Annotated in this window: 21 protein-coding genes and 2 pseudogenes; 9 read left to right on the top strand and 14 right to left on the bottom strand. The window is 70.8% G+C overall.

Annotation, left to right across the window (positions count from 1 at the left end; translation table 11 throughout):
• Positions 1–99 precede the first annotated feature (99 nt).
• Positions 100–1,695 (bottom strand): AMP-binding protein, encoded by a 1,596-nt coding sequence (locus ACIRRY_RS00435; RefSeq protein WP_403968262.1) that lies wholly within the window; start codon positions 1,693–1,695, stop codon positions 100–102.
• Between the two features lie 32 nt (positions 1,696–1,727).
• The gene (locus tag ACIRRY_RS00430; RefSeq protein ID WP_403965975.1) at positions 1,728–3,398 is read right to left on the bottom strand and encodes an AMP-binding protein; all 1,671 of its coding nucleotides are present in this window, start codon (positions 3,396–3,398) and stop codon (positions 1,728–1,730) included.
• A gap of 124 nt (positions 3,399–3,522) precedes the next feature.
• Here ACIRRY_RS00430 and ACIRRY_RS00425 point away from each other — a divergent pair, with 124 nt between their 5' ends.
• The 4 genes from ACIRRY_RS00425 to ACIRRY_RS00410 all read left to right on the top strand — a co-directional run bounded on the left by ACIRRY_RS00425 (position 3,523) and on the right by ACIRRY_RS00410 (position 9,267).
• A complete protein-coding gene (locus tag ACIRRY_RS00425; RefSeq protein WP_403965972.1) occupies positions 3,523–4,356 on the top strand; it encodes a response regulator transcription factor in 834 nt (277 codons plus the stop codon).
• Between the two features lie 280 nt (positions 4,357–4,636).
• Positions 4,637–7,453: an AAA family ATPase gene (locus ACIRRY_RS00420; protein ID WP_403965969.1), complete on the top strand. Its 2,817-nt coding sequence runs from the start codon at positions 4,637–4,639 to the stop codon at positions 7,451–7,453.
• A 211-nt stretch (positions 7,454–7,664) separates the two neighbouring features.
• Positions 7,665–8,456 (top strand): S1 family peptidase, encoded by a 792-nt coding sequence (locus ACIRRY_RS00415; protein WP_403965967.1) that lies wholly within the window; start codon positions 7,665–7,667, stop codon positions 8,454–8,456.
• A 163-nt stretch (positions 8,457–8,619) separates the two neighbouring features.
• Positions 8,620–9,267 carry a LysE family translocator gene (locus tag ACIRRY_RS00410; protein WP_403968260.1) on the top strand — a complete coding sequence of 216 codons (648 nt, stop codon included), beginning with the start codon at positions 8,620–8,622 and terminating at the stop codon, positions 9,265–9,267.
• Between the two features lie 98 nt (positions 9,268–9,365).
• Here ACIRRY_RS00410 and ACIRRY_RS00405 read toward each other — a convergent pair whose 3' ends face one another.
• Positions 9,366–10,484, bottom strand: coding sequence for a winged helix DNA-binding domain-containing protein (locus ACIRRY_RS00405; protein ID WP_403965964.1), 1,119 nt, complete (start codon positions 10,482–10,484; stop codon positions 9,366–9,368).
• Positions 10,485–10,634: 150 nt separating this feature from the next.
• Here ACIRRY_RS00405 and ACIRRY_RS00400 point away from each other — a divergent pair, with 150 nt between their 5' ends.
• Positions 10,635–11,822, top strand: coding sequence for a magnesium and cobalt transport protein CorA (locus tag ACIRRY_RS00400; RefSeq protein WP_403965961.1), 1,188 nt, complete (start codon positions 10,635–10,637; stop codon positions 11,820–11,822).
• 303 nt (positions 11,823–12,125) lie between these two features.
• On the opposite strand, the pseudogene ACIRRY_RS00395 reads toward ACIRRY_RS00400, so the two are convergent.
• The 6 genes and pseudogenes from ACIRRY_RS00395 to ACIRRY_RS00370 all read right to left on the bottom strand — a co-directional run.
• A pseudogene (locus tag ACIRRY_RS00395) lies at positions 12,126–12,416 on the bottom strand (cyclase family protein); the annotation flags it as partial.
• A gap of 335 nt (positions 12,417–12,751) precedes the next feature.
• A complete protein-coding gene (locus tag ACIRRY_RS00390) occupies positions 12,752–13,744 on the bottom strand; it encodes an alpha/beta hydrolase (protein WP_403965959.1) in 993 nt (330 codons plus the stop codon).
• Positions 13,626–14,036, bottom strand: a pseudogene (locus ACIRRY_RS00385) (Gfo/Idh/MocA family protein); the annotation flags it as partial. The gene ACIRRY_RS00390 and the pseudogene ACIRRY_RS00385, both read right to left, overlap by 119 nt.
• 15 nt (positions 14,037–14,051) lie before the next feature.
• Positions 14,052–14,180 (bottom strand): hypothetical protein, encoded by a 129-nt coding sequence (locus ACIRRY_RS00380; RefSeq protein WP_403965957.1) that lies wholly within the window; start codon positions 14,178–14,180, stop codon positions 14,052–14,054.
• 246 nt (positions 14,181–14,426) lie between these two features.
• Positions 14,427–14,633, bottom strand: a complete 207-nt coding sequence (locus ACIRRY_RS00375; RefSeq protein ID WP_403965954.1) for a hypothetical protein — start codon at positions 14,631–14,633, stop codon at positions 14,427–14,429.
• Between the two features lie 6 nt (positions 14,634–14,639).
• Entirely contained in the window at positions 14,640–16,451 is a 1,812-nt protein-coding gene (locus ACIRRY_RS00370) for a thiamine pyrophosphate-requiring protein (RefSeq protein ID WP_403965951.1), read from the bottom strand.
• 302 nt (positions 16,452–16,753) lie between these two features.
• Between ACIRRY_RS00370 and ACIRRY_RS00365 the strand changes: the two genes are divergently transcribed.
• From ACIRRY_RS00365 to ACIRRY_RS00355, 3 genes are all read left to right on the top strand, one after another.
• Positions 16,754–17,548, top strand: coding sequence for an RNA polymerase sigma factor SigF (locus tag ACIRRY_RS00365; RefSeq protein ID WP_403965947.1), 795 nt, complete (start codon positions 16,754–16,756; stop codon positions 17,546–17,548).
• Between the two features lie 143 nt (positions 17,549–17,691).
• Positions 17,692–17,847: a hypothetical protein gene (locus ACIRRY_RS00360; protein ID WP_403965944.1), complete on the top strand. Its 156-nt coding sequence runs from the start codon at positions 17,692–17,694 to the stop codon at positions 17,845–17,847.
• Positions 17,848–17,947: 100 nt separating this feature from the next.
• Entirely contained in the window at positions 17,948–18,934 is a 987-nt protein-coding gene (locus tag ACIRRY_RS00355) for a YihY/virulence factor BrkB family protein (protein ID WP_403965941.1), read from the top strand.
• A gap of 84 nt (positions 18,935–19,018) precedes the next feature.
• Here ACIRRY_RS00355 and ACIRRY_RS00350 read toward each other — a convergent pair whose 3' ends face one another.
• Complete coding sequence (locus tag ACIRRY_RS00350; protein ID WP_403965939.1) at positions 19,019–19,363, bottom strand: DUF6479 family protein; 345 nt, start codon at positions 19,361–19,363, stop codon at positions 19,019–19,021.
• Positions 19,364–19,548: 185 nt separating this feature from the next.
• On the opposite strand from ACIRRY_RS00350, the gene ACIRRY_RS00345 reads away from it, so the two are divergent.
• Complete coding sequence (locus ACIRRY_RS00345) at positions 19,549–20,247, top strand: GAF and ANTAR domain-containing protein (protein WP_403965936.1); 699 nt, start codon at positions 19,549–19,551, stop codon at positions 20,245–20,247.
• A 290-nt stretch (positions 20,248–20,537) separates the two neighbouring features.
• Here ACIRRY_RS00345 and ACIRRY_RS00340 read toward each other — a convergent pair whose 3' ends face one another.
• The 4 genes from ACIRRY_RS00340 to ACIRRY_RS00325 form a co-directional block, all read right to left on the bottom strand.
• A complete protein-coding gene (locus ACIRRY_RS00340; protein ID WP_403965933.1) occupies positions 20,538–20,909 on the bottom strand; it encodes a PRC-barrel domain containing protein in 372 nt (123 codons plus the stop codon).
• Between the two features lie 176 nt (positions 20,910–21,085).
• Positions 21,086–21,247: a hydrophobic protein gene (locus tag ACIRRY_RS00335; RefSeq protein ID WP_403965931.1), complete on the bottom strand. Its 162-nt coding sequence runs from the start codon at positions 21,245–21,247 to the stop codon at positions 21,086–21,088.
• A gap of 89 nt (positions 21,248–21,336) precedes the next feature.
• Positions 21,337–22,596, bottom strand: coding sequence for a hypothetical protein (locus ACIRRY_RS00330; RefSeq protein WP_403965928.1), 1,260 nt, complete (start codon positions 22,594–22,596; stop codon positions 21,337–21,339).
• Entirely contained in the window at positions 22,593–23,816 is a 1,224-nt protein-coding gene (locus tag ACIRRY_RS00325) for a glycosyltransferase (RefSeq protein ID WP_403965925.1), read from the bottom strand. The genes ACIRRY_RS00330 and ACIRRY_RS00325 overlap by 4 nt, the downstream gene beginning before the upstream one ends.
• Between the last annotated feature and the right edge of the window lie 53 nt (positions 23,817–23,869).

Genomic DNA, 23,869 nt, shown 5'->3' with positions numbered 1-23,869 from the left:
GTCGCCGGTGCCACAGAGTCGAGGCCGCGCCGCAGGAGAGGCGCCACGAGGACGCGCCGCAGGCCGTCCGACTGCCCTTCACCTCACCCCCGCACCCCCTCACCCCTCCCCACCCCGAACCGCCCGCTCCCGCAGCTCGACCTTCCGCACCTTCCCCGACACCGTCATCGGAAAGGCGTCCATGATCCGGAGCAGGCTCGGGATCTTGTAGTGCGCCAACCTGCCCTCGCAGAAGCCGCGCAGCTCGTCCAGCGTCAGCGGGTCCGCCGGGTCGCGCGGGATGACGCAGGCGAGGACCTCCTCGCCGTAGCGCTCGTTCGGGATGCCGACGACCTGGATGTCCGCGATCTTCGGGTGGGTGTAGAGGAACTCCTCGATCTCGCGCGGGTAGATGTTCTCGCCGCCCCGGATGATCATGTCCTTGATGCGGCCGACGATCTCGACGTAGCCGTCCTCGCGCATCATCGCGAGGTCACCCGTGTGCATCCAGCGGCCCGCGTCGATCGCCTCGGCGGTCTTCCCGGGCTCGTTCCAGTAGCCGAGCATCACGCTGTAGCCACGGGTGCACAACTCCCCTGCCGTGCCCCGGGGTTGGGTGACTCCGGTCGCCGGGTCGACGACCTTGACCTCCAGGTGCGGGAGGACGCGGCCGACCGTGCCGGTGCGGTGTTCCAGGTCGTCGTCCCGCCGCGTCTGGAGCGAGACCGGGGACGTCTCCGTCATGCCGTAGCAGATGGAGACCTCCGCCATGTGCATCTCGGCGACCACCTGTTTCATCACCTCGACCGGGCAGGGCGAGCCCGCCATGATGCCGGTGCGGAGCGAGGAGAGGTCGTAGGACGCGAAGTCGGGGAGGTTCAACTCCGCGATGAACATGGTGGGGACGCCGTAGAGGGATGTGCAGCGCTCCTGCTGGACCGCCTTCAGGGTCGCCGCCGGGTCGAAGGACGCGGCCGGGATGACGATGCACGCGCCGTGCGAGGTGGCCGCCAGGTTGCCCATCACCATGCCGAAGCAGTGGTAGAAGGGCACCGGGATGCACACCCGGTCCTGCTCGGAGTAGGCGATCAACTCACCCACGAAGTAACCATTGTTGAGGATGTTGTGGTGGGAGAGCGTGGCGCCCTTGGGGAAGCCCGTCGTGCCCGAGGTGTACTGGATGTTGATGGCGTCGTCGCAGGACAGTTCGGCGTACGGCGCCTCGCCCGTACCGCGGCTCGGCAACGCCTCCCAGCTCGGATCTCCGATGTACACGACCTCGCGCAACTCCGGGCATTTCGGCCGCACTTGGTCGACCATCGCCCGGTAGTCACTGCTCTTGTGGCCGACGGAGGCGAATAGGACCGAGATCCCCGCCTGGTTGAGGACGAACTCCACCTCGTGGGTGCGGTACGCCGGGTTGATGTTCACCATGACCGCGCCGATGCGGGCGGTGGCGTACTGGACGAGCACCCACTCCGGGCAGTTGATCGCCCAGATGCCGACCCGGTCGCCCTTCGCCACCCCGCTCGCGAGCAGCGCCTGCGCCAACTGGTCGATGTCGGCCGCGAATTGGGCGTACGTCCAGCGCCGCCCGGACGGTACGTCGACCAGCGCCTCGCGGTCGGGCCAGGCGGCCACCGCCCGGTCGAGGTTGGCGCCGATGGTGTCGCCGAGGAGTGAAGTCCCGCCGGTCCCATGGCTGTACGAGTCCATCGGCGAGTTTGTCGGCGAGATCGTCGGCGAGTTCATCGGAAGTCCTCCTCGCGGTACTCGGCATCCGACCCCGCGGCCGTCGCCTCCCGCAGTGCGATCCGGCGGATCTTGCCGGAGACGGTCTTGGGCAGGTCCGCGAACTCCAGGCGGCGGACGCGCTTGTAGGGGGCGAGGACGTCGCGCGAGTGCTCGAACAGCACCTTCGCGGTGTCGGGTCCCGGCTCCCAGCCCGCCGCGAGCACGATGTACGCCTTCGGTACGGCGAGCCGCAGTTCGTCCGGCGCGGGCACCACGGCGGCCTCGGCCACCGCCTCGTGCTCCAGCAGGGCGCTCTCCAGCTCGAACGGGGAGATCTTGTAGTCGGAGGCCTTGAAGACGTCGTCGGACCGGCCGACGTAGGTGATGTAGCCGTCCGCGTCCCGGGCGCCGATGTCGCCGGTGCGGTAGTAGCCGCCGGCCATCGCCTCCGCCGTACGGTCCGGGTCTCCGTGGTAGCCGGTCATCAGGCCGACCGGCGGGGCGGACAGGTCGAGCGCGATCTCGCCCTCGTCGACGCCCGGGGCACCCGACACCGGGTCGAGTAGTTCGACGCGGTAGCCGGGGCTCGGCCGGCCCATGGAGCCGGACTTCAGCGGCTGGCCGGGGCTGTTGGAGACCTGGACGGCGGTCTCCGTCTGCCCGAAGCCGTCCCGGACGGTGACGCCCCAGGCCCGCCGGACCTGTTCGATGACCTCGGGGTTCAGGGGCTCCCCCGCGGCCAGGGCCTCGCGGGGCGGGGTGCGGAGCTGGGTCAGGTCGGCCTGGATGAGCATCCGCCACACGGTCGGCGGGGCACAGAACGTGGTGACGCCCGCCCGGTCCATCTCGGCCATCAGCCGGTTCGCGTCGAAGCGGGTGTAGTTGTGGATGAAGACGGTCGCCTCGGCGTTCCAGGGCGCGAAGAGGTTCGACCAGGCGTGCTTGGCCCAGCCGGGCGAGGAGATGTTGAGGTGCACGTCACCGGGCCGCAGGCCGATCCAGTACATGGTGGCCAGATGGCCGATCGGGTACGAGGTGTGGGTGTGCTCGACCAGCTTGGGGTGGGCGGTGGTGCCCGAGGTGAAGTAGAGCATCAACGGGTCGTCGGCCAGGGTCGGTTCGTCCGGCGTGAACCCGCTGGGGGCGTCGTACGCGTCCTCGTACGTCCGCCAGCCCTCGACCGCGCCGCCGACCGTGATCCGCGTGTAGGTCCCGGGCACCTCGTCGAACTTCGCGGCGTCCCCGGAGCGCACGATCACCTGCCGGACCCGGCCGCGTTCGACGCGGTCGCGCAGGTCGGCGGGGCCGAGCAGCGGGGTGGCGGGGATGACGACGGCCCGCAGTTTCATCGCGGCCAGGGCCGTCTCCCACAGCTCGGTCTGGTTGCCGAGCATGACGAGGATCCGGTCCTCGGCGCGGACGCCCTGGGCGCGCAGCCAGTTGGCGACCCGGTCGGAGCGCTCGGACAGCTCGGCGAAGGAGAACGCGGCCTCGGAGCCGTCCTCCTCCACGATGCGCAGGGCCGTGCGGTCGTTGCCTGCCGCGATGACGTCGAACCAGTCGAGCGCCCAGTTGAAGTGCTCGGGCCGGGGCCAGGAGAAACCGTCGTAGGCCGTGTCATAGTCCTCGCGATGCGCCAACAGGAAATCCCGCGCACTGCGGAACGACTCACTCGCCGTCGTCATCTGTCCTCCTAAGTACCGGACCATTCCGGGCGACTCTCTGACATCGTGTAATCCGTGATGTGGGTCTCACTACCCCCGTACGGGGGTGTGTGCAGCACGACGGCCGCAACGAAGGGGCACGAGGGTGGCGACGGACGCGGCGGGGACGGTGGAGATTCAGGCGGCGCTGGTCCGGCTCCGGCGCGGTACGGGGCTGCCCGTCGCCTTCGGCGGCCTGGTCGAGACCGGCCGCCGGCAGATGCGGATCAGTGAGCTCAGCGGTACGGCGACCCCCGCCCTGCGCGCCCTCGCGGTGACCTCGGGCAGCGGCCTCGGCGGCAAGGCGGTCGCCCTCGCCCGCCCGTGCGCCGTAACGGACTACTCCTCGTCCCACCAGATCAGCCACGAGTACGACACCGCGGTCGCCACCGAGGGCCTGCACGCGATACTCGCGGTCCCCGTCGTCGTACGCCGCCGGGTGCGCGGTGTCCTCTACGGCGCGCTGCGCACGGCCCAGCCGTTGGGCGACCGGATGCTGAGCGCGGCGATGGCGGCCGCGCGGGACGTGGAACAGGCGCTGGTGGTCCGGGAGGAGGTACGGGAGCTGCTGAGCGCGGCGCGCCAGGCACCGGCCCCCGACCCGGCGGCGAGCGCGGTGTGGGAGCAGGTGCGGGAGGCGCACGCGGCGCTGCGGGCGCTGGCCCCGCGTATCCCGGACCCGGCGCTGCGGGCCGAACTCCTCGACGCCTGCGGCCTGTTGACCGCCGAGGCGGCCACCGGGGAGGTGGAGCTGGCGCCCCGGGAGCTGGACGTACTGGCGTGTGTGGCGGCGGGGGCGACGAACGCGGTGGCGGCGGAGCGGCTCGGGCTGCGGCCGGAGACGGTCAAGGGGTATCTGCGCTCGGCGATGCGCAGGCTCGGCGCGCACACCCGCGGGGAGGCCGTGGTGGCGGCACGGCGGGCGGGGGTTTTGCCGTGAGGCCCCGCGCCGCCGGAGCGGCCCGGGCACTGCCCACCGGTACCGGACGGACCCCGGCGCCACCCACTCGTATCGGACAGGCGTGGACCCTGCCCTCTGGTACCGGACGGGCCCGGGTGGGATCCTCTGGGACCGGCCTTCGCGACGACCTTCTATTCATTCATCGGAGCTTTGAATTTCCTGATGCCGCCCCGTTGTTATTTCCCTCACGACCCCGTCCATCCGAATTTCAAGGACTGATTGCCTAATATTGGTCCGGACACGACACACGAGGGGAGCGGTGACCGTGCGACGGGACTTCAAGGAGCCTGCCAGATGCCGCCCCGACCTGGTCATCGGCCGGGAGGGGATGTTCTCCGCCGCCCGTGACCAGCTCGCCGAGGGTGGCAGTGTGCTGCTCCACGGCCCCGCCGGAATAGGAAAGTCGACCGTCCTGCAGGCGTTGGCCGCGGAATACGGCGACACGGCGCGGACCGTGTTGCGCTGCTCGGCCACGGAGTCCGAATCCCATCTCCCCTTCCTCGCCCTCGCCGACCTCCTCGGCCTGGTCCTCGACGAGGTGTCCGAGCGCCTGCCCGTCGCCCAGCGCACGGCACTGGAATCAGCCCTCACCGGACGCGGCGAGTCCACCCTCCAGCGCGACGGACTCGCCCTGCGCCTCGCCGTCCTGTCCGCGCTGCGCGCCCTCGCCGCCGACGGCCCCGTCCTCGTCGTGGCGGACGACCTCCAGTGGCTGGACCCGGCCAGCGCGGAACTCCTCGGCTTCGCCGCCCGCCGGCTCGGCGACACCCAGGTGCAGATGGTCTTCGCGGTGCGCACCGAGGGCCAGGAGTACGACCGGTATCTGAGCGCCTCGCCGCCGGACACCCTCGCGTTCCGGCTCAGCCCGCTCTCCCGGGCCCAGGTCTCCGCGCTGCTCGACCACCGCGGCTACACCGGTCTGCCCCGCTCCACGGTCCGCGAGATACACCGCACGAGCGGTGGAAACCCGCTGTTCGCGCTGGAGTTGGGCCGCGCCCTCGCCGAGAACCCGACCCCGCCGAGACCCGGCGAGCCGCTCCCCGTGCCCACGTCACTACGCGCGTTGGTGCTGAGCCGGCTCGACATGCTGCCCGCCGAGGCCCGCCGCACCCTGCTGGTCGCGAGCGCCGGCGCCCGGCCGACCGTGGCCCTGCTCCAGACGGCCGGCCGGGAGAACGCCGAGGCCGAGACCGCCCAGGCGGCCGAACTCGGCCTGCTGGCAACGGAACCCGAGGGTCCCGCCGTACGGTTCGCGCATCCGCTGATCTCCGCCGCGCTGTACGCGGAGGCGCCCGCGCAGGAGCGGCGGGCCGCGCACGCCGCGCTGTCGACGGCCGCCTCCGACCCCATCGAGCGCGCCCGGCACCTGGCCCTCGCGACGACCGGCACCGACCCGGAGGTCGCCGCCCGGCTCGCCGAGGCCGCCACCCTGGCCCGCGACCGGGGGGCGCCCTCGGTCGCCGCCTCGCTCGGACTGCTCGCCGCCCGGCACACCCCCGGCGACAGTGTGCCGGGGCCCGACGAGCGGCGGTTGCAGGCCTCCGAGGACGCGATAACGGCGGGCGAACTCGACCTGGCCCGGGACATCGCGCGCGAGGTGCTGACCCGGACCTCGGTGCCCGCCGAGCGGGTGCGGGCCTGGATCATCGTGATCGACACGGCGGGGCATTCGATGGCGGACGTCGACGCCGTCTTCCCGCAGGCCCTCGCCGACGCGGGCGACGACCCCCGGCTGCTCGCCCTGGTCCGCTACCAACTGGCCTGGCGCGCCCTGCTGGTGGAGGGCGACTTCGCCGAGGCCCGGGCGGAGACCGCGCGTTCGGCCGAGCTGGCGGCGCGCGCCGGTGACCGGCGCACCGAACTCCTCGCGCTCTCCTTCCAGGCGCAGGCCGAGACCCTGATGGGTCATCCGGACGCCCCGCACACCATCAAGCGCGCGCTGAAGGAGCCCCAGGACCCGCGGGTGGCGTGCCATCACAACGGCGCGGGCTCGGCCCGGTTCCGCTGGCTGGTGATGAGCGATCAGCTGCCGGAGGCCCGCGCGACCATCACCGCGCTGCTGCGCGAGGTGCGGCGGCGCGGGTCGGTGGAGAGCGAGGTGCACTTCCTGCGCGGCTTCGCGGAGACCGAACTGCGCTCCGGGCACTGCGGCCGTGCCCTCGACCTGGCTCGCGAGGGCCTGCGGCTGGCCCGCGACTCCGGCATCGGCCAGACCGCGTCCGCGATGCTCACCGCGCTCGCCGAGGCCTCCGGCGGTGACGTCGAGGAGGCCCTCGCGCTGGCCCGGGAGGCGGTCGAGCACGCCGAGGAGGACGGCGACCAGATGTACCTGTCCCGTGCTCTCGGGGCCCTGGGATACGCCCAGTTGGTCGCCGGGGACGCGCACGGAACCGTCCGCTCGCTGCGCCGGGTACGCGAACTGGAGCAGGCCCTCAAGGTGACCGACCCGGCGCGCGGACGCTGGCACGGCGACCTCGCCGAGGCCCTCGTCCGTATCGGCGAGACCGCCGAGGCCCAGGACGTCATCGACGTGACCCGCGAACGCGCGCTGCGCCTCGGGCGCGAGAGCGTCCTCGCCGTACTCGACCGCGCCGAGGCACTCGTACGCGCGGCACGCGGCGAACACGACGCGGCCGTGGCCCAACTGACGTCCGTTCAGGACCGGCTCGCCAAGCTCGGCTACGGCCTGGAGGAGGCGCGCGCCGCGTTCGCGCTGGCGTCGCTGCGCACCGGACAGCCCGGACCGACGTCGTACGACGAGGCGACCCGGCTGTTCCGGCGCTGCCGGGCGCTGCCCTGGCTGCGGCAGGTGGACGAGGCGGCCGTCACCCGGCCGCCGGAGCCGACGCCCCTGCCCACGTCGACGCCCTCGCTGGACGGGCTCGACGGGCTGGCCTCGATGGAGCGTCAGGTCGCCGCGCTCGTCATGGAGGGCGCCACCAACCGGGAGATCGCCGCCCGGCTGTTCATCAGCGTCAAGACGGTCGAGGCGACCCTGACCCGGGTCTACCGCAAGCTGGGGATCCGCTCCCGGGTGGATATCGTCCGACTGGCGGCGGGGCGCCGTCCGAACTGAGGACCCTACGGGTTTACTGTGCGGCGACCGAGGGTTTTCCCTGCCCAACTCCCCTAGGGGGTTCCCTCATTGGGAGCAGGGTGCGCCGGGTTCTAGCTTATGGGTGTGCCGCTCGCCCGGGCATACGGGGGTCGGTCCCGCGACCCCCGTTGCACACCCCCACACCCCCACACCCGCGCGACCCCCCACCGGCAACCCAATGAGGAGACTCATGTTCGGGCTCGACCGCGCCAAGAGAACCACCGCAGTCGTCGTGGCAGCAGCCGCTGCCGCAGCGACCGCACTGCTCAGCGCCCCCACCGCTGTGGCAGCCCCCCAGCCCATCGTCGGCGGTTCCACGACCACGACGACGTCGTACCCGTTCGTCATGCAGATCACGGACGCCTCGCAGAACCAGTTCTGCGGCGGCACGCTCGTCTCCGCGACCAAGGTGGTCACCGCCGCCCACTGTATGGTCGGCGAGACCACCAGCAGCGTCCGCGTGGTCGGCGGCCGCACGTACCTCAACGGTACGAACGGCACCGTCAGCAAGGTCAGCAAGATCTGGATCAACCCCAGCTACACGGACGCCACCAACGGTGACGACGTGGCCGTGCTGACCCTGTCGACGTCGATGCCGTACACCACGGCGTCGTACGTCTCCTCCTCCCAGACCAGCGTGTACGCGGCCGGCACCACCGCCCGCATCCTCGGCTGGGGCACCACCTCGGAGAACGGCAGCTCCTCCAACCAGCTGCGGACCGCGACCGTCCCGATCGTGTCCGACTCCAGCTGCAAGAGCTCCTACGGTTCGGACTTCATCGCGTCCGACATGGTTTGCGCCGGATACACATCCGGCGGCGTAGACACCTGCCAGGGCGACAGCGGCGGTCCCCTGCTCATCGGGGGCGTCCTGGCAGGGATCACTTCTTGGGGCGAGGGCTGTGCCGAGGCGGGTTACCCGGGTGTGTACTCCCGGCTGACCACGTTCTCCAGCCTGGTGACCACACAGGTCAACTCGTAACCCGGAAGAACTCCTGAGCACTCCTCAGGGAAGAACCAGGGTGCGTTGCGGGCTTCCACGAGCAGCCCGCAACGCACCCTATCCATGTGCGTCCGACGGCCCCGGCCCTAGAGGGAACTCCCCGACGCCTGTTTCAATGAGCGCCGGACGGGAGTTGATGACCATGTTGTCCACGGACCGCTTTCTCGCCTTCGCCGCGATGTCGTTGCTGGTGATCGTGATCCCGGGACCCAGCGTCCTGTTCGTCATCGGCCGCGCGCTCGCCCACGGTCGCCGTACGGCGGTGGCGACGGCGCTCGGCAACGTCTTCGGCTCGTACCTCCTCGTGACGGCGGTGGCCTTCGGCATCGGCTCCCTGGTCGAACGGTCGGTCACGATCTACCTGACGGTGAAACTGGCGGGCGCGGCCTATCTGGTCTACCTGGGCGTCCAGGCGTTCCGCCACCGCAAGGACCTGAAGGCCTCGGCGATGACGACGGGCCCCGCGACGGAACCCCAAGGCGACCTCCGCACGGTCCTCGACGGCGCCCTCGTCGGTGTCACCAACCCCAAGGGCGCGGTGTTCTTCGCCGCCGTACTCCCCCAGTTCGTCGACCACTCGGCGGGCCACGTCCCGCTCCAGATGCTCCTGCTCGGCCTGATCCCCATCTCCATCGGCCTGGTCACGGACACCCTGTGGGGCCTGACCGCCTCGGCGGCCCGCACCTGGTTCGCCGGCTCCGACCGCCGCCTGTCCCTGATCGGCGGCGCGGGCGGCTGCACGATGATCGGCCTGGGCGTGACGGTAGCGGTGACGGGCCGGGCGGACTGACGCCTCTACGGTTCTACGGGCCGGCTGCGACCTTCTGCGCCTCTGCAGTTCTGCGCCTCTACGGTTCTGCGCTTCTACAGTTCTGCGGTTGCGCGCTTCTACGGCCGTACGACGGTCCCGAACCGGATGTCGTACGACGTCCCCCTGTGCAGGGTGTCGAGCATCCGCGCGCCCTCGGCGCTCACCTCGTCCCGCTGGGCCTTGGTCAGCCTGCCGAAGGGCTCGATGACGAGGTGGCCCTCGCCGTCGTCGAGCTTCCAGATCCCGGCGAGGAACCCGTCGACGAGGAACGTGCGGTGGGCGACGTTGCCCTGCCAGGCGCGGCCCCAGTACTCGGGCGGTACGACCCGGGTGCGGTCGGCGTGGGAGAGGAGCAGGTTGTCGAACTCGGGCAGGAAGCGCGGCGGGGCCGGGGTGTCTCCGGCGGGGCGGGGCGCGTCCGGGAGGTCGAAGAGCTCGACGCCGTTCGGGTCGGAGAAGGTGACGAGTCGCGGGCGCAGCCGCTCGAAGGCCTCACGCAGCCGGGTCAGGCCCGCCCAGGTCTGCATGTCCTTGACGGAGGCGGGCCCGAAGGCGGCGAGATAGCGCAGGACGGTCGCGTCCGGGGCGGGCGCGGGTTCGGTGGGCCGGCCCAGCCAGTGTTCGGCGGTGGTGAGCGCGACCTGACCGCTGCGCTCCCACAGCCCGCGCGGGGTGACCTGGACGAGCGGGAGCTTGCAGCGGGCGGCTATCGCGAGGGCCTGCGGGTCGGCGTCGGGCCACTCGACGAGCAGGGCCTCGCGCAACTCCTTCATGGTGCGCGGCTCGGCCTCGACGAGTTCACGGGCGACGACGGCGAGCCGGTCCAGGTCCACGCCGACGAGCCCCGTGCGGAAATTGCCGAGTTCACGATCGCGGGCGGCCTGCACCAACGGGCGCAGCGTGAGGCAGTCGGCCGCGGTGTGGGTGTGGATGGTGGACCGCATGGTGACGATCCGGACGACCTCGCGCTCGGCCATCAGCCCGGACAGTTCCCCGGGCGTGAAGCCGTCGAGGCGGGCGGCGAGGGCGTAGTACGGCGGCTTGACGTTCTGGGCCTGGAGGCCGAGGAGATGCTCGACGGCGGCGTGGGCGGAGAGCGGGGAGCGGCGCAGGAGGAGTTGCCGGTCGAGGGTGGCGCGGTTGAGGGCGCGGGTGTCGAGTACCGGAGGGTGAGAGGCAGCCGCCTTGGTCGTCATGCTCCGCAAGCTAGTCGCTGTCGCGGACACCCTCTGTCCGCAACTCTCACCGAATCCGGGACTTGGTTCACACGCCCGGCCTCTTTGCCCCGTATATCCTGCTCATGCCCTGTGATCACGTACCCGTAGGCCCGATCGAGAGGCACCGCGATGCCCCAGCGACGCGCCCGCCCCACCTCGAAGAACGGCGGAACCGGCAGAAGCGCCGGGAACGGCAGGTTGTCCGGCTGGCGCCGCACACCCGCCCCACCCCTCGCACCCGAGCCGACACCCCCGGTGTCCACCGCCGACGCGTCTCCCGCGGAGCCCCCCGACCCGGGCAGTGTCGTCCAGGCCGCCCTGTACCGGGACGGCGTGCGCGTCTCGGCGCCGGACACCCTCGCCGACACCTTCCGCGAACTGCGCGAACAGCCGTCCGGCATGGCCTGGATCGGCCTCGCCCGCCCCACCGAACGTGAACTCCTGTCCCTGGCCGAGGAGTTCGACCTTCACCCACTTGCCGTCGAGGACGCGATGGAGGCCCACCAGCGCCCGAAACTGGAGCGCTACGGCGAGACGCTGTTCGTGGTCCTCAGCGCCGCACGGTACTTGGACACCACGGAGGAGGTCGACTTCGGCGAACTGCATGTCTTCGTCGGCCCGGACTTCGTGATCACGGTCCGGCACGGCGCGGCCCCCGACCTCTCCGCCGTCCGCCAACGCATGGAGGAATCACCGGAGTTGCTGAAGCTCGGCCCCGAGGCGGTGCTGTACGCCATCCTCGACGCGGTCGTCGACGGCTACGCGCCCGTGGTCACCGGCGTCCAGACCGACATCGACGAGATCGAGACGGAGGTCTTCCGGGGCGACCCGGCGGTCTCCCGCCGTATCTACGAACTCTCCCGCGAAATGGTCGAGTTCCAGCGCGCCACCCGCCCCCTGGTCGGCATGCTGCACAGCCTGATGGCGGGCTTCGCGAAGTACGGCACGGACGAGGAACTCCAGCGCTACCTCCGCGACGTCGCCGACCACGTCACCCACACCAGCGAACAGGTCGACGGCTTCCGCCAGGCCCTCACGGACATCCTCACGGTGAACGCGACGCTGGTCACACAGCAACAGAACGCGGAGATGCGGGCGTTGGCGGAGGCGGGGTTCGAGCAGAACGAGGAGATCAAGAAGATCTCGTCGTGGGCCGCGATCCTGTTCGCCCCCACACTCGTCGGCACGATCTACGGCATGAACTTCACGCACATGCCCGAGTTGCGCTGGGGGTTCGGGTATCCGTTCGCGATCGGATTGATGGCGATCGTCTGCGTGAGCCTGTACTTGATCTTCAAGCGGCGGGACTGGCTCTGACCGATCGCCCCGGGAGGCGCTCCCGTGACCGGGCGGGACTGGATGGGCATGGGGCCGGCGGAACCGCTCGGACAAGCCGGTTGCCCGTGGTGGCGGGAGATCGCGGTGCGCGGCGGCGATCTGGCCGACCAGGACGGCGAACGGCATGTCGAGTGCGGCGTAGACCGGGCCCACCTCGGGGAGGGCGTAGTCGGCCAGGGCCTCGACGATGAGGGTGGCGTAGTCGCTGACGACGACGCCCGCCTGTTGCGCCCGCCCGCCCGCGAAGTCGCCCCACCGGCCACGCCGTACGGTCAACTGCCCGGTGCGGACCAGCAGGGCGTCCCCCGGGCGTACGGCGGAACCCTGTGCCGAGAGGGCCTGTTCGAGGTCGTCGACGGCGATCGGGTAACCCGGGTCCAGACTGCCGACGCCGAGGTGGGCGGGCAGGTCCACCAGGACGCCGCGCAGGACCAGACGGTCGCTCCAGTGCTGGATGCCGTTGCGTGCCGCGCCGCGCGAGGTGTGCTCGGCCGTGCTGTAGCCGTTCCACATCCGGCCCTTGTAGAAGATGTGCGAGAGCGCGTCCCACTGTGTGCCGCACTGGGTGCCCATGACGACCAGGTCGTCGGAGAAGCCGAATCCGCCGGCGGGGCCGAGGGCGGACAGCACCTCGTCCTGGGTTCCGGCGAGGTGGTCGGTGCCGGTCGCGGTGGTGATCAGCCGGGGGTTCGATCGCAGTCCGCCGGGCTGCGGCCCGTTCTGGTCGTAGGGCAGCGTCGGCGAGATGACCTTGCCGTCGCGGACCAACTCGGCGGCGGCGCGCACCTGTTCGGCGCCGACGAGGTTCAGCGCGCCCGACTGGTCGTCCTCGCCCCAGCGGCCCCAGCGGCCCCAGCGGCTCAGCCGGGCGATGTGCTCCTCGAGGACGTCCGTCGAGCCCACCGAGCTCACCGGTCCTTCTCCGTGATGGCGGTCAGAGTGGTGTCCAGCCGGCCGATGATCGTCGGGAACACTTCGGGCAGCTTGCTGATCGCGCAGTGCCCGGTGTCGGGGACGAGGTTCACGACGGTGTCGCGGCGGCCCTGGAAGACGAGGGTGTCGTGCTGGGGCACATGGACGTCGTCGGCGCCGTTGACCACCAGCATGGGGCTGTTGCGGTCCTGGTCGAGCAGCGGGCGCAGGGAGAACTCCGCCCTGCCCGCGACCAGTTGCTCGGGAGTGGGCGGCGCGTCGAATCCCATCGCGTTGCCTACGATCCCGTCCATCCCGAAGGCGTCCTTGCGCGCGTCGGTGAACGCCGCCTCCACCGGCCCGCCCAGCACCACCGCCGCGTCGACCTCACCGCCGAGACCCGATCGGGCCGAGAAATACCCGCCCATCGAGATGCCCACGTGCGCCACCACGCCGTTGCCCAGCGACCGGGCGTGTCCGATCAGGCCACTCACCATCTCCGCGCCGCCGGCACCGGTCATCGGCACCGTCGACTCGCCGGTGCCCGCGATGTCGAACACCAGCACCCGGGCCCGCAGATGGGTGGCGAGAAGCACCATCAGCCCGTGCACATCCATCTTCCAGCTGTCCACGCCTCCGCTGGCGAGCACCACCGGCCGGTCGGCGGGAAGGTCGAAGGGCGCGAGCAGATGGACCGGGACGCCGGTCGTGCTTCCTCGGTACGGCAGTTCCAGCACGTCCCGCTCGAACCGCACCCCGAAACCGGGAGCGGCGAGCCGGTACTGCTCAAGCTGCCTGGCGAGCGCGACGCGCCTGCTCTCGTCGGCCAGGGTGGGGAACTTCGCCCATCCGTAGGCCAGCGCCGCCTGCTCATGGGCTCCCGCGTCGGCGTAGGCCGCGGCCAGTTTCGACCATTCGTGGACCCAGCCGCCCGGAGCGTCCGCCCACATCTCGGTGACCGCGGCCCGCACGGTGTCGACGTCGGCCACCGGCAGCCCGGTGTTGGCGCAGCCGACGCTCGCGGATCTCCCGTACTAGCGGGTGGTAGCGGTAGACGAAGGGCACGGCCAGGACGAGACCGGTCTCCTCGGCGAGCGCGCTGAGCCGTTCGGCGTCCGCGACCGACGTGGCCAGCGGTTTCTCGCAGATCACGTGTTTGCCGGCCCGCAACGCGGCCTCCGCCTGCGGGACATGGAGCGCGTTCGGCGTGCACACGTGCACCACCTGAACGCTGTCGTCGGCGAGCATCGCGGCGAAGTCGGGGTACCGGCCGGGCACGCCCCATTCCTCGGCGGCCTACGCGCTGCGATCGGGCGTCGAGGCCAGGACACCGGCCAGTTCACCTCCGGCGGCGCGGATCGCCGTGGCGTGCACGGCCCCGATCATCCCGGTACCGACCACCACCGCGCGTAGCGCGTCCTTCACCGTGCACCTACGCCGTCGCGCCCGTAGCGCGAGCCTGCGCCCGAGGAACGCGCAGGCCAAGCCGGGGGCACCGGACCGCGGAACACCGCCTCGCCCGGCGTATGCGCCGGGCTCATGGGCGCGGCCCTCGGCCGTGGCTGCCGCGGTCGGTGGCCGCCCTGACGTGCTCCTCGCTGCTTCTCCTCGTCATCGGGATCCTCACGTCCACCCCGGCCGTCCTGTGGTGCCTCGTCGCGCTCCGGCCCGTCACCCTCCTGCCGGCGTTCCGGCTCCCGCGCCGGCGCTACGTGTCCTGCGACCGGCGAAGACGCTGGAGTCCAGGTGTCCCAGGGGGTCGGCGGGACCCCGGTACACCGCCTGGGCGCCGGGTTCACCGTCGGCGACGTCGGCCGCCCCGGGCACCCCGAGCACCCCGAGCACCCCGAGCACCCAGGCTCCCCGCACGTACCGCACGCGTGCTCACTCCCCCGGCTTGTCCCGGCGCTGTTTCCCGCCGGGGAGCATGTCCTGGACCTTCGCCTTCAGGCCCTGGCGGATCATGCCGGCCCGGTCGCTGTCGCCCTTGAGGACGGCCGAGGCGGCGGCCTCGATCTGGTCGAGCGTGGCGTGCGGCGGGATCGGCGGTACGGCGGGGTCGGTCCGGAAGTCGATGACGAACGGCCGGTCGGCGGCGAGGGCCCGCCGCCAGGCGTCCTCGACGTCTCCGGGCTTCTCCACCCGCACCCCGTCGAGGCCGATCGAGCGGGCGAAGTCGGCGTACGGCACGTCCGGGAGTGCCTGGGAGGGCAGGAACCGCGGGGCGCCGGACATGGCCCGCATCTCCCATGTCACCTGGTTCAGGTCCTGGTTGTTGAGGACCGCGACGATCAGCCGCGGGTCCTCCCACTCGGGCCAGTACTTGGCCGCGGTGATGAGTTCGGCCATGCCGTTCATCTGCATCGCCCCGTCCCCGACGAGCGCCAGCGCCGGCCGGTCCGGATGGGCGAACTTGGCGCCGATGACGTACGGCACACCGGGCCCCATGGTGGCGAGGGTGCCGGACAGGGAGCCGCGCATGTTCCCGCGCATCCGCAGGTGCCGTGCGTACCAGTTGGCGGCCGAGCCGGAGTCGGCGGCCAGGATGATGTCGTCCGGCAGGAGCGCGTCGAGCGTGTGGACGACGTACTCGGGGTTGATCGGGTCCGCGTCCAAGGCGGCCCGGCGCTGCATGACGTCCCACCAACGGGCCGTCGCCATCTCGGTCTTCTTGCGCCACGAGCCGTGCTTCTTCGGCTTCAACTGCGGCAGCAGCGCGCGGAGCGTCTCCTTCGCGTCCCCGACAAGGTTGACCTCGAAGGGGTAGCGCAGCCCGATCATGAACGGGTCGATGTCGATCTGCACGGCCCGGGTCTGCCCGAACTCCGGCAGGAACTGGGTGTACGGGAAGCTGGAGCCGATCACGAGCAGCGTGTCGCAGTCCCGCATCATCTCGTAGGAGGCGCGGGTGCCGAGCAGGCCGATCGAGCCGGTGACGTACGGGAGATCGTCCGGCAGGGCGTCCTTGCCGAGCAGCGCCTTGGCCACTCCGGCGCTGAGCACCTCGGCGATCTCCTCCACCTCGGCCCGGGCGCCGCGCGCGCCCTGTCCGATCAGGATCGCGACCTTCTCGCCCTCGTCCAACACCTCGACGGCGCGCGCGAGTTCAGCCGTCGGCGGCACCGGCGCGGAGTGCGTCAGACCAAGGCTGGACGGCACCATCTTGAAGGCGTGGGTGGGCTCCGAGTAGGTCAACTCCTGTACGTCCGCGGGGATGATGACCGCGGTCACGGTCCGCTTCGCGTACGCGGTGCGGATGGCCCGGTCGATGACGTTGGGCAGTTGCTCGGGGACGGTCACCATCTCGCAGTACTCGGAGGCGACGTCCTTGTAGAGGCTCAGCAGATCGACCTCCTGCTGGTAACTGCCGCCCATGGCACTGCGGTTGGTCTGTCCGACGATCGCCACGACCGGGACGTGGTCGAGTTTCGCGTCGTAGAGACCGTTGAGGAGATGGATTGCCCCGGGGCCCGAAGTCGCCGCGCAGACACCGACCTTGCCGGAGAACTTGGCGTAGCCGACGGCCTCGAACGCGGACATCTCCTCGTGCCGCGACTGCACGAACTTCGGCTTGTTGCCGGAGCGGCCCCACGCGGCGAGAAGGCCGTTGATGCCGTCGCCCGCGTAGGCGAAGACATGGTCGACGTCCCATTCGCGGAGCCGCTCGAGAACGTAGTCGGACACCTTGACGGACACGGGAGTTCCTCTCATCGCGCTGGCCCCGCCGCGGGGCCGCTCGGATGCCGTGGGTCGGGTGCCCGGCGATCGGGGCGGCTAACGTCCGGTGCGGGTGGTGTGGCCGCCGCGGGCCCGAGGACCGGACGTCGGCAGGGAGGTTTGTCCCGGAACGAAGGGGGTACGGCGCGCAGGTCAGTGCTTCGGACAGGAGGCACGTCCGTGGGAGCGACGAGTCGTCGCACCGGGTGTGCCTGTCCGTACGGCGAGTGCGCTCCCCATGGTGATCGTCCACCCCGGTCCAGGGGAAGCGGTGAGGCACCATGCCAGTCCGAGTGAGTACGAAGCGCCATCCGCACGACGACGCCCCCGACACCGCGGAGTCCTTCCGCCTGCTCGTCCTGCTCGCCCCCGGTCCGCAGCACGACACCGTGCGCGACGAGATCGTGGTGGCGTGGCTGCCCATGGCCGACCGGCTCGCCGGGCGGTTCCGGAACCGGGGCGAGAGCTCCGAGGATCTCCGCCAGGTCGCGGCTCTGGGCCTGGTCAAAGCCGTCGACCGGTACGACCCCGCGCGCGGCAACGCCTTCGAGAGCTATGCCGTGCCGACCATCACCGGCGAGATCAAGCGGCACTTCCGTGACTACATGTGGACCGTGCATGTGCCACGCCGGGTGCAGGAACTGCGCAACCGGGTGCGGTTCGCCCTGCAGGATCTCTCCCAGACCGTCTCGGGCCGCCGGCCGACCACCGCCGAGATAGCCGCCCGGGCCGGCCTCAGCGAGGAGGACGTCCTGGTCGGGCTGGAGGCTCTGGAGAGCTTCGCCGCCCTCTCGCTGGACGCGGAGCTGCTCGGCGGCGAGGACGGCTACTCCCTCAGCGACACCCTCGGGGCGCCCGACCCGGCCCTCGACACCGTCGTCGACCGCGAGGCCGTCAAAGCGGGTATCCACGCGCTTCCGGAGCGCGACCAGGTCATCCTCTATCTGCGCTTCTTCGGCGGCATGACGCAGGCCGCCATCGCCGAGCGGCTCGGCATCTCGCAGATGCACGTCTCCCGCCTGATCAGCCTCTGCTGCGAGCGACTGCGGGACCAGGCGATGCACGACGTGACCTGAGGCCCCACCCCTCGCGACCGGTTTCCTTCCGCCTTCTCAGGGCACTTCGCTTGCCGGGTCGCAACGCGAACAACCAATCGGACAGGGCGAGTTGGTCTCGTCGGCGGAGGTGCCAGGTGAACGGGCGGGCGACACTGCTCGGCATGGGCGAGATCCTGGCCTGGTGGGCCGTGCTCGCACCGCTGTGGCTGGTCCTCATCAGCGCGGTCGGCACACGGGAACTCGTGGTGGGCGGGTCCGCCGCGCTGATCGGCGCGCTCGCCGCGTGGGGTACGCGCCGCGCGGTGAGCGGGTGGTGAACGGCTGGACCGTCGCACGGACTCCGCGCCTCGAACGCCATGGTCCGCTCGGCCGTTGAGGCCGAGGCATGGTCGGGCCGAGCCGGGATACCCCAGTGGTATGCCACGGACACCGGGACCAGCGGAGCAGGTCGAGCGTCGTATGCCGGACAGGCCCGGCAAACTGCCGAAGCGGTCCTGGTGGGCGGTGCTCAGGGGCACGGTCAGGGAGTTCCAGACCGACGAACTCGCCGACCGGGCCGCCGCGTTGACGTACTACGCGGTCCTGTCCCTCTTCCCCGCACTGCTGGTCCTGGTCTCCCTGCTCGGCATCGCCGGCAGGTCCGCGACCCAGCAGGTTCTCGACAACATCGAGAAACTGGCGCCGAGTTCGGCCCGGACCATCATCAGCGACGCCGTACGACAGCTTCAGGCACCCGGCGGCCTCGGCTCGCTCGTGGCCGTAATCGGCATCGTGGTCGCCGTCTGGTCGGCCTCCGGCTACATCGCGGCGTTCATCCGCAGCGCCAACGTCGTCTACGACATGCCCGAAGGACGCCCCGTGTGGAAGGTGCTGCCGATCCGGGTCGGCGTCACGGTGGTGCTGCTCGTCCTGACGGTGCTCAGCGCGCTGATCGTGGTGTTCACCGGCAGCCTCGCCCGCGCGGCCGGCTCGGCGCTGGGCATCGGGGACGCCACCCTGCGGGTGTGGTCGATCGCGAAGTGGCCGGGACTGGTCATCCTGGTCATGGCCATGATCGCGATCCTGTACTGGGCGGCCCCCAACGTGAAGGGCCGCGGCTTCCGCTGGATCACCCCCGGCAGCGTGCTGGCCCTGCTGGTCTGGATGATCGCCTCGGCGGGCTTCGCGTTCTACGTCGCCCACTTCGCGTCCTACAACAAGACGTACGGCACACTCGCCGGCGTGATCGTCTACCTGATCTGGCTGTGGATCAGCAACATCGCGGTCCTGCTCGGCCTGGAATTCGACGCGGAACTGGCCCGCCAGCGTGCCGAGGTCGGCGGACACCCGAAGGGCGCGGAGCCCTACCTCCCGCCCCGTGACACGCGCGCGTGGAGCGAGGAGGACCGCCGCCGCACAGAGTGAGTGCCGCAGGAGGCGCCGGACGGACACACGGTGCCTGCCCCGCACCACGAGACGCCTCCTCCGCACCACGGAGCGACCCCTTGGTCACGCCGAACCCGAGCCCCACCGCCGCCGCTTCTGGTCCTCGCTGCGCCTGCTGCCCGACGTCCCGCCCCCGGACAACTGGTGCGGGGTGAGCCGCTCGCTGTCGTCCTTCGCGCGCGGCACCTCCTCGGGCTCGCGTATCTCCTGAATCTCATGGGTCGGCCCGGACTCCGGCAGCCGGGGCTGCTCCTCGGGGCGCGGCGGCGCCGACTCCCGACGACGGGCCTTCATCCCGAACCGTACGGCCCAGATCAGCCCGACAACGAGGATCAGGCCGGCGACCACCGGAAAGACTCCGAGGGCCGCTCCACTCGACGCGGCTATGTCCATGCTCGATATGTTCATCGCTGCCGGGTACCCCGGGGCGACCGGGACAACCTCGTGCACCTCCGCGGGCCCGGCACCTCCGCGGGCCCGGCACCTCATCGGCGGCACCTCCTGGGCCGGTGTAATTTACGCGGTATGAGGTGACTGCGAGGAAGCGCGCCCCGCCCACCCCGGCGGCGCCCTCGGCTGGAGAGCATGTGGCGATGGACTGGCAGGACTTTGCGCAACGGATGGCGTCGATGGCCGCCGACCTGCTGCGGCAGGAATCCAGCGACGCGATGCTGTACCGGATCGTGTCGTCGGCCGTGGATATCGTCGAGGGCTGCGACTCGGCGGGCATCCTGCTCCGGGACAACGACAGGATCGAGACTCTGGCCTGCACGGACGCGCTCGCGAAGGAGTCCGACCGGCTTCAGGAACGGCTCGGCGAGGGCCCCTGCTTCGACATCGCCGTCGCTCGCGAGAAGGGCGGTGCCCCCGTGTCCCGCACCGAGGACCTCACCGAACTCCGGCAACGGTGGCCGCACTACGCGCCCGCGGCACGGGAACTGGGCATCGGCAGCATGATGACCTTCCTCCTGTTCGCCGACGCCGAGGAGTTCGGCACACTGACCATGTACGCGCACCGGCCGGGAGCCTTCACCGGGGTGAGCGAGACCGCCGGGATACTGCTCGCCTCCCACGCCGCCGTCGCACTCTCCGGCGCACGCACCCACACCCAGTTGCACAGCGCACTCACCACCCGCCACGTCATCGGCGAGGCCATGGGCATCCTCATGGAGCGCTGTCACCTCGACGAGGACGCCGCGTTCGCCCTGCTCCGGGAGCTTTCCCAGCAACGCAATTTGAAGCTCTGGTCGATCGCTCAGCGGGTGTGCGAGAGCGGCGGCATCGAGAACTGACGCCGTGATCGCCGGGGACGGCCCTTCCGGCACACGGTCCGAACCGGAAGAGCCTGACCATCACATTCCCCCGGGGGACACGGCGACGGCTCCTGCCCGAGTGCCCACATCTCCGCCGCCTACCAGTCGCCACGGCCGCCGCACTCGGCCCGGTGCGTCATCGCCCACCTGAACCTGACCGACGGCGGCGCCCTGTTCACGTAGGCGGCCTGTCTCGTTCGCCGGGCACGCGAGAGCCCCGGGACTCCGTGCGGAGTCCCGGGGCCGTGTTGCTCGGAGTGGACCTCGGGTCAGGCGCGCGGGCCGCCGAACGGGGCGCCCCCGCTGCCGTAGTAGGTGCCCAGCTCGTCGTGGTAGCCCTGGTCACCCAGGTGCTTCTCGCGGTCGAACTCCGGGGCGTCCTTGATCTGCTGCTTGGCAAGGCCGATGAAGACCTTCTTCTCGTTCGGGTCGATGCTCACGACCGTACTCGCCGGAAGCATGACCTCCTTGCCGAAGATCCACACACCGGTGTCGACCACCAGGTAGGCGTCACCGACCTCGTCGGAGTGCTTGTCGACCTTGCCGATACCGCCGTCCGTGGCCTCGACCTTGTATCCAGTGAGGTCGGCGTCCGCAAGACGGCCCGCGGTCGACTTGTAACTCCACACATTCTCAGTCACGCGAAAACAACTCCTCCGGTAAACGGGGGACGGCGGAGACTCCCGCCGATCCTCCTTTTTCCGTACGTCGTACTCGGCGGCCTTTGCGGTTTCTTCGACCGCCAGGGTTGCGAGTGCCCGTCATCCAGGAACGCATGCCTCGCGTTCAAGCCAGAATCCGGAATTCCGCCGGTCGACTACCAGCGATACCAGCGGCCACTCCCGCCCTTCGGACGAGCCACGAACCCGACGAGCCACAGGACCAGCACGATGATCGCAACCCACCAGAGAATTTTCAGTGCGAATCCCGCACCGAAAAGAATCAGGGCCAGCAGAAGAACAAGAAGCAGGGGAACCATAATTGTCAACCTCCGAACGGCCGTCTGCCCGCCTGTTCTCCGTTCACGCCTGCGGATTTGATATCCGTCTACGACACCCCCGCCCCGGGTTACGGCACCCCCGCCTCGAACAGCACATACCCGCCGTACGACCCCGACGCGACCGCCGCGATCCCCAGCAGCAGGCACAGCGTGGGCAGGCCGAGGGTGCGGAGTCTGACGGCCAGGGGGATGAAGAGGGGGAAGCACGGAAGCAGATAGCGGGAGACGTTGCCGAAGATCTGCTGACTGCCCAGCACCAGGGCGATGGTGAGCACCGTGTGGACGACCAGCACGACGGGTGGGCGCAACCGGATAAGCAGGGGGATCAGGAGTGCGGCCAGCAGGACGGTGGCCACGGCGATGACGTCTTCCAGGGGGAACGCGAAGAGGTAGTCGAAGCGGCCGACCGCCATGGTGCCGAAGACGTCGACGGTCTGCTTGCCGTAGTCGAAGGTGTGGGCCCAGGCGCCCTTCTGGAGCTTGAAGTAGCCGCCCAGGTCGCCCATTTCATTGCCGACCCAGAGGAGGTAACCGACCAGGCCGAGCGGTGCGATCGCCATCGCGATCCAGGGGCCCGCGAGGTTCTCCCGGCGTCGGTGGAGCGTCTGGAGCGCGGCGACGGTGAGGGCGGCGATGAGTGCCACGGCGGTGGGGCGGCCCAGGCCGGCGGTGAAGGTGAGGACGCCCGCGGTGAGCCAGCGGTCGGTCATCACGGCGTGGCAGGCCCAGACGGCGAGGGCGATGTAGAGGGACTCCGAGTAGGCCGACCACTCCATGCCGGAGCCGGGCCAGACGGCCCACAGCCCGGCCGCCGCGAGTCCGGCGCGCCTGCCCCCGAACCGGGCGGTGACCGCGTGGATGCCGAGCGCGGCGGCGAACGACGCGACGACCGAGACCAGCATCCCGGAGCCGTACAGACCCAGGCCCGTGCCGTCGGAGACGAGCCGCATCGTGGCCGGGTAGAGCGGGAAGAAGGCCGCCGAGTTGCCTTCGACGGTGATCAGGCCGGTCGCGCCCGGGATGTGGACGAGCGCGGGGTGGTAGCCGTGTGCGGCGATCTGCTGGTACCACCAGCCGTCCCAGGTGGCGAGTACGTCCCAGACGTGGGCGCCGCCGCCGAAGCGCGGGTTGCGCGTCCGGAAGCCGCCGTCGGAGTCCAGCAGGTACATGAAGACGGCGAATCCGATGAGCTTCAGCACGCCGTACAGGGCGAGCACGGGGCCGTAGTACCTGGCCGTGCGGCGCAGGTACGCGCCGACATCCCTGCCGACGAAGGGAGTTGGGGTCGTGGAGGAGAGGGGCGGGGTCAGGGTCGTCGTGTCGCTCATGCCGCGGACGCCTCCGTCCCGCGGCGGCGCCCGGTGCGGAACACCCAGGCCCGGAAGAGCAGGAAGCGTACGAGTGTCGCCGCCAGGTTGGCGGCGACCAGGACCCCGACTTCCGTGCCGCGTCCGGGAGTCGAGGTCGCGTGGTGCAGGAGTGCCAGTGAGCCGCTGGTGAGGGCGAGGCCGATCGTGAAGACCAGGAGGCCCTGGGCCTGGTGGCGCAGTGCGCCGGTGCGGCCGCGCAGGCCGAAGGTGAGGCGGCGGTTCGCGGCGGTGTTGGCGAGCGCGCAGACCAGCAGGGCCAGCGCGTTGGCGGCCTGCCCGCCCGTCTCGGGGCGCAACGCGACGTACAGCAGGACGTATCCGACGGAGCTCACGGCGCCCACGGCGGCGAAGCGCAGCAGTTGACCGGCCAGGCCGCCCGAGGGCGAGCGGTCGCCGGCTCGGCGCAGCCCCGCCGTGGGGAGCGTGCCGCGCGCCAACTCCCGTCCTATGCGGGCGATTCCGCGCAGGTCGGCCACCGCCGTGGACACGAGGTCGACCCGGCTGTCGGGGTCGTCCACCCAGTCGACCGGCACTTCGTGGATGCGCAGTCCGGCCCGTTCGGCGATCACCAGGAGTTCGGTGTCGAAGAACCACCCCGAGTCCTTCACCAGGGGCAGCAGCCGCTCGGCGACATCACGCCGTACCGCCTTGAAACCGCACTGCGCGTCGGAGAAGCCGACCGCGAGCGTGGAGCGCAACAGGGCGTTGTAGCAACGGGAGATGGCCTCCCGCTTGGGGCCGCGCACCACCTGGGAGCCGCGGGCCAGACGGGTGCCGATCGCGAGGTCGGAGTGGCCGGAGATCAGCGGGGCGACCAGCGGGAGAAGCGCGGCCAGGTCGGTCGACAGGTCCACGTCGACGTAGGCGAGCACGGGTGCCCGCGACCCGGTCCAGGCCGCGTGCAGCGCCCGGCCCCGCCCCTTCTCCGCGAGCCGCAGCCACTCCAACTCGGGCAGTTCGGCGACCAGTCGCGCCGCGATGCGCGGGGTCGCGTCCGTACTGGCGTTGTCCGCGACGGTGATCCGGAACGGGTACGGGAACGTCTCCGACAGGTGCGCGTGCAGTCGCCGTACGCTCGGTTCGAGGTCCTTCTCCTCGTTGAACACGGGGACGACCACGTCCAGGACGGGCTCGCGGTGGTGCGCCGACACCGGTGCGCGGAACGGCAGTTCACTCATCTGCATTGTCACGTTGGGTCCAGGTCTGTGGTCTGCCGCAGGGCATGCGGGAT

The organism is Streptomyces sp. NPDC101776 (genome assembly GCF_044766845.1).
Taxonomy (GTDB): domain Bacteria; phylum Actinomycetota; class Actinomycetes; order Streptomycetales; family Streptomycetaceae; genus Streptomyces.
This window is presented reverse-complemented; position numbering and strand designations above follow the sequence as displayed.

What these genes read in the sequence shown, in the direction of transcription:
- ACIRRY_RS00435 (WP_403968262.1), bottom strand. Translation starts at nt 1,695, where the DNA reads ATGGACTCGTACAGCCATGGGACCGGCGGGACTTCACTCCTCGGCGAC.
- ACIRRY_RS00365 (WP_403965947.1), top strand. Translation starts at nt 16,754, where the DNA reads ATGCCAGTCCGAGTGAGTACGAAGCGCCATCCGCACGACGACGCCCCC.
- ACIRRY_RS00360 (WP_403965944.1), top strand. Translation starts at nt 17,692, where the DNA reads ATGGGCGAGATCCTGGCCTGGTGGGCCGTGCTCGCACCGCTGTGGCTG.
- ACIRRY_RS00415 (WP_403965967.1), top strand. Translation starts at nt 7,665, where the DNA reads ATGTTCGGGCTCGACCGCGCCAAGAGAACCACCGCAGTCGTCGTGGCA.
- ACIRRY_RS00400 (WP_403965961.1), top strand. Translation starts at nt 10,635, where the DNA reads ATGCCCCAGCGACGCGCCCGCCCCACCTCGAAGAACGGCGGAACCGGC.
- ACIRRY_RS00405 (WP_403965964.1), bottom strand. Translation starts at nt 10,484, where the DNA reads ATGACGACCAAGGCGGCTGCCTCTCACCCTCCGGTACTCGACACCCGC.
- ACIRRY_RS00325 (WP_403965925.1), bottom strand. Translation starts at nt 23,816, where the DNA reads ATGAGTGAACTGCCGTTCCGCGCACCGGTGTCGGCGCACCACCGCGAG.
- ACIRRY_RS00430 (WP_403965975.1), bottom strand. Translation starts at nt 3,398, where the DNA reads ATGACGACGGCGAGTGAGTCGTTCCGCAGTGCGCGGGATTTCCTGTTG.
- ACIRRY_RS00335 (WP_403965931.1), bottom strand. Translation starts at nt 21,247, where the DNA reads ATGGTTCCCCTGCTTCTTGTTCTTCTGCTGGCCCTGATTCTTTTCGGT.
- ACIRRY_RS00330 (WP_403965928.1), bottom strand. Translation starts at nt 22,596, where the DNA reads ATGAGCGACACGACGACCCTGACCCCGCCCCTCTCCTCCACGACCCCA.
- ACIRRY_RS00355 (WP_403965941.1), top strand. Translation starts at nt 17,948, where the DNA reads ATGCCACGGACACCGGGACCAGCGGAGCAGGTCGAGCGTCGTATGCCG.
- ACIRRY_RS00350 (WP_403965939.1), bottom strand. Translation starts at nt 19,363, where the DNA reads ATGAACATATCGAGCATGGACATAGCCGCGTCGAGTGGAGCGGCCCTC.
- ACIRRY_RS00410 (WP_403968260.1), top strand. Translation starts at nt 8,620, where the DNA reads ATGTTGTCCACGGACCGCTTTCTCGCCTTCGCCGCGATGTCGTTGCTG.
- ACIRRY_RS00345 (WP_403965936.1), top strand. Translation starts at nt 19,549, where the DNA reads ATGGACTGGCAGGACTTTGCGCAACGGATGGCGTCGATGGCCGCCGAC.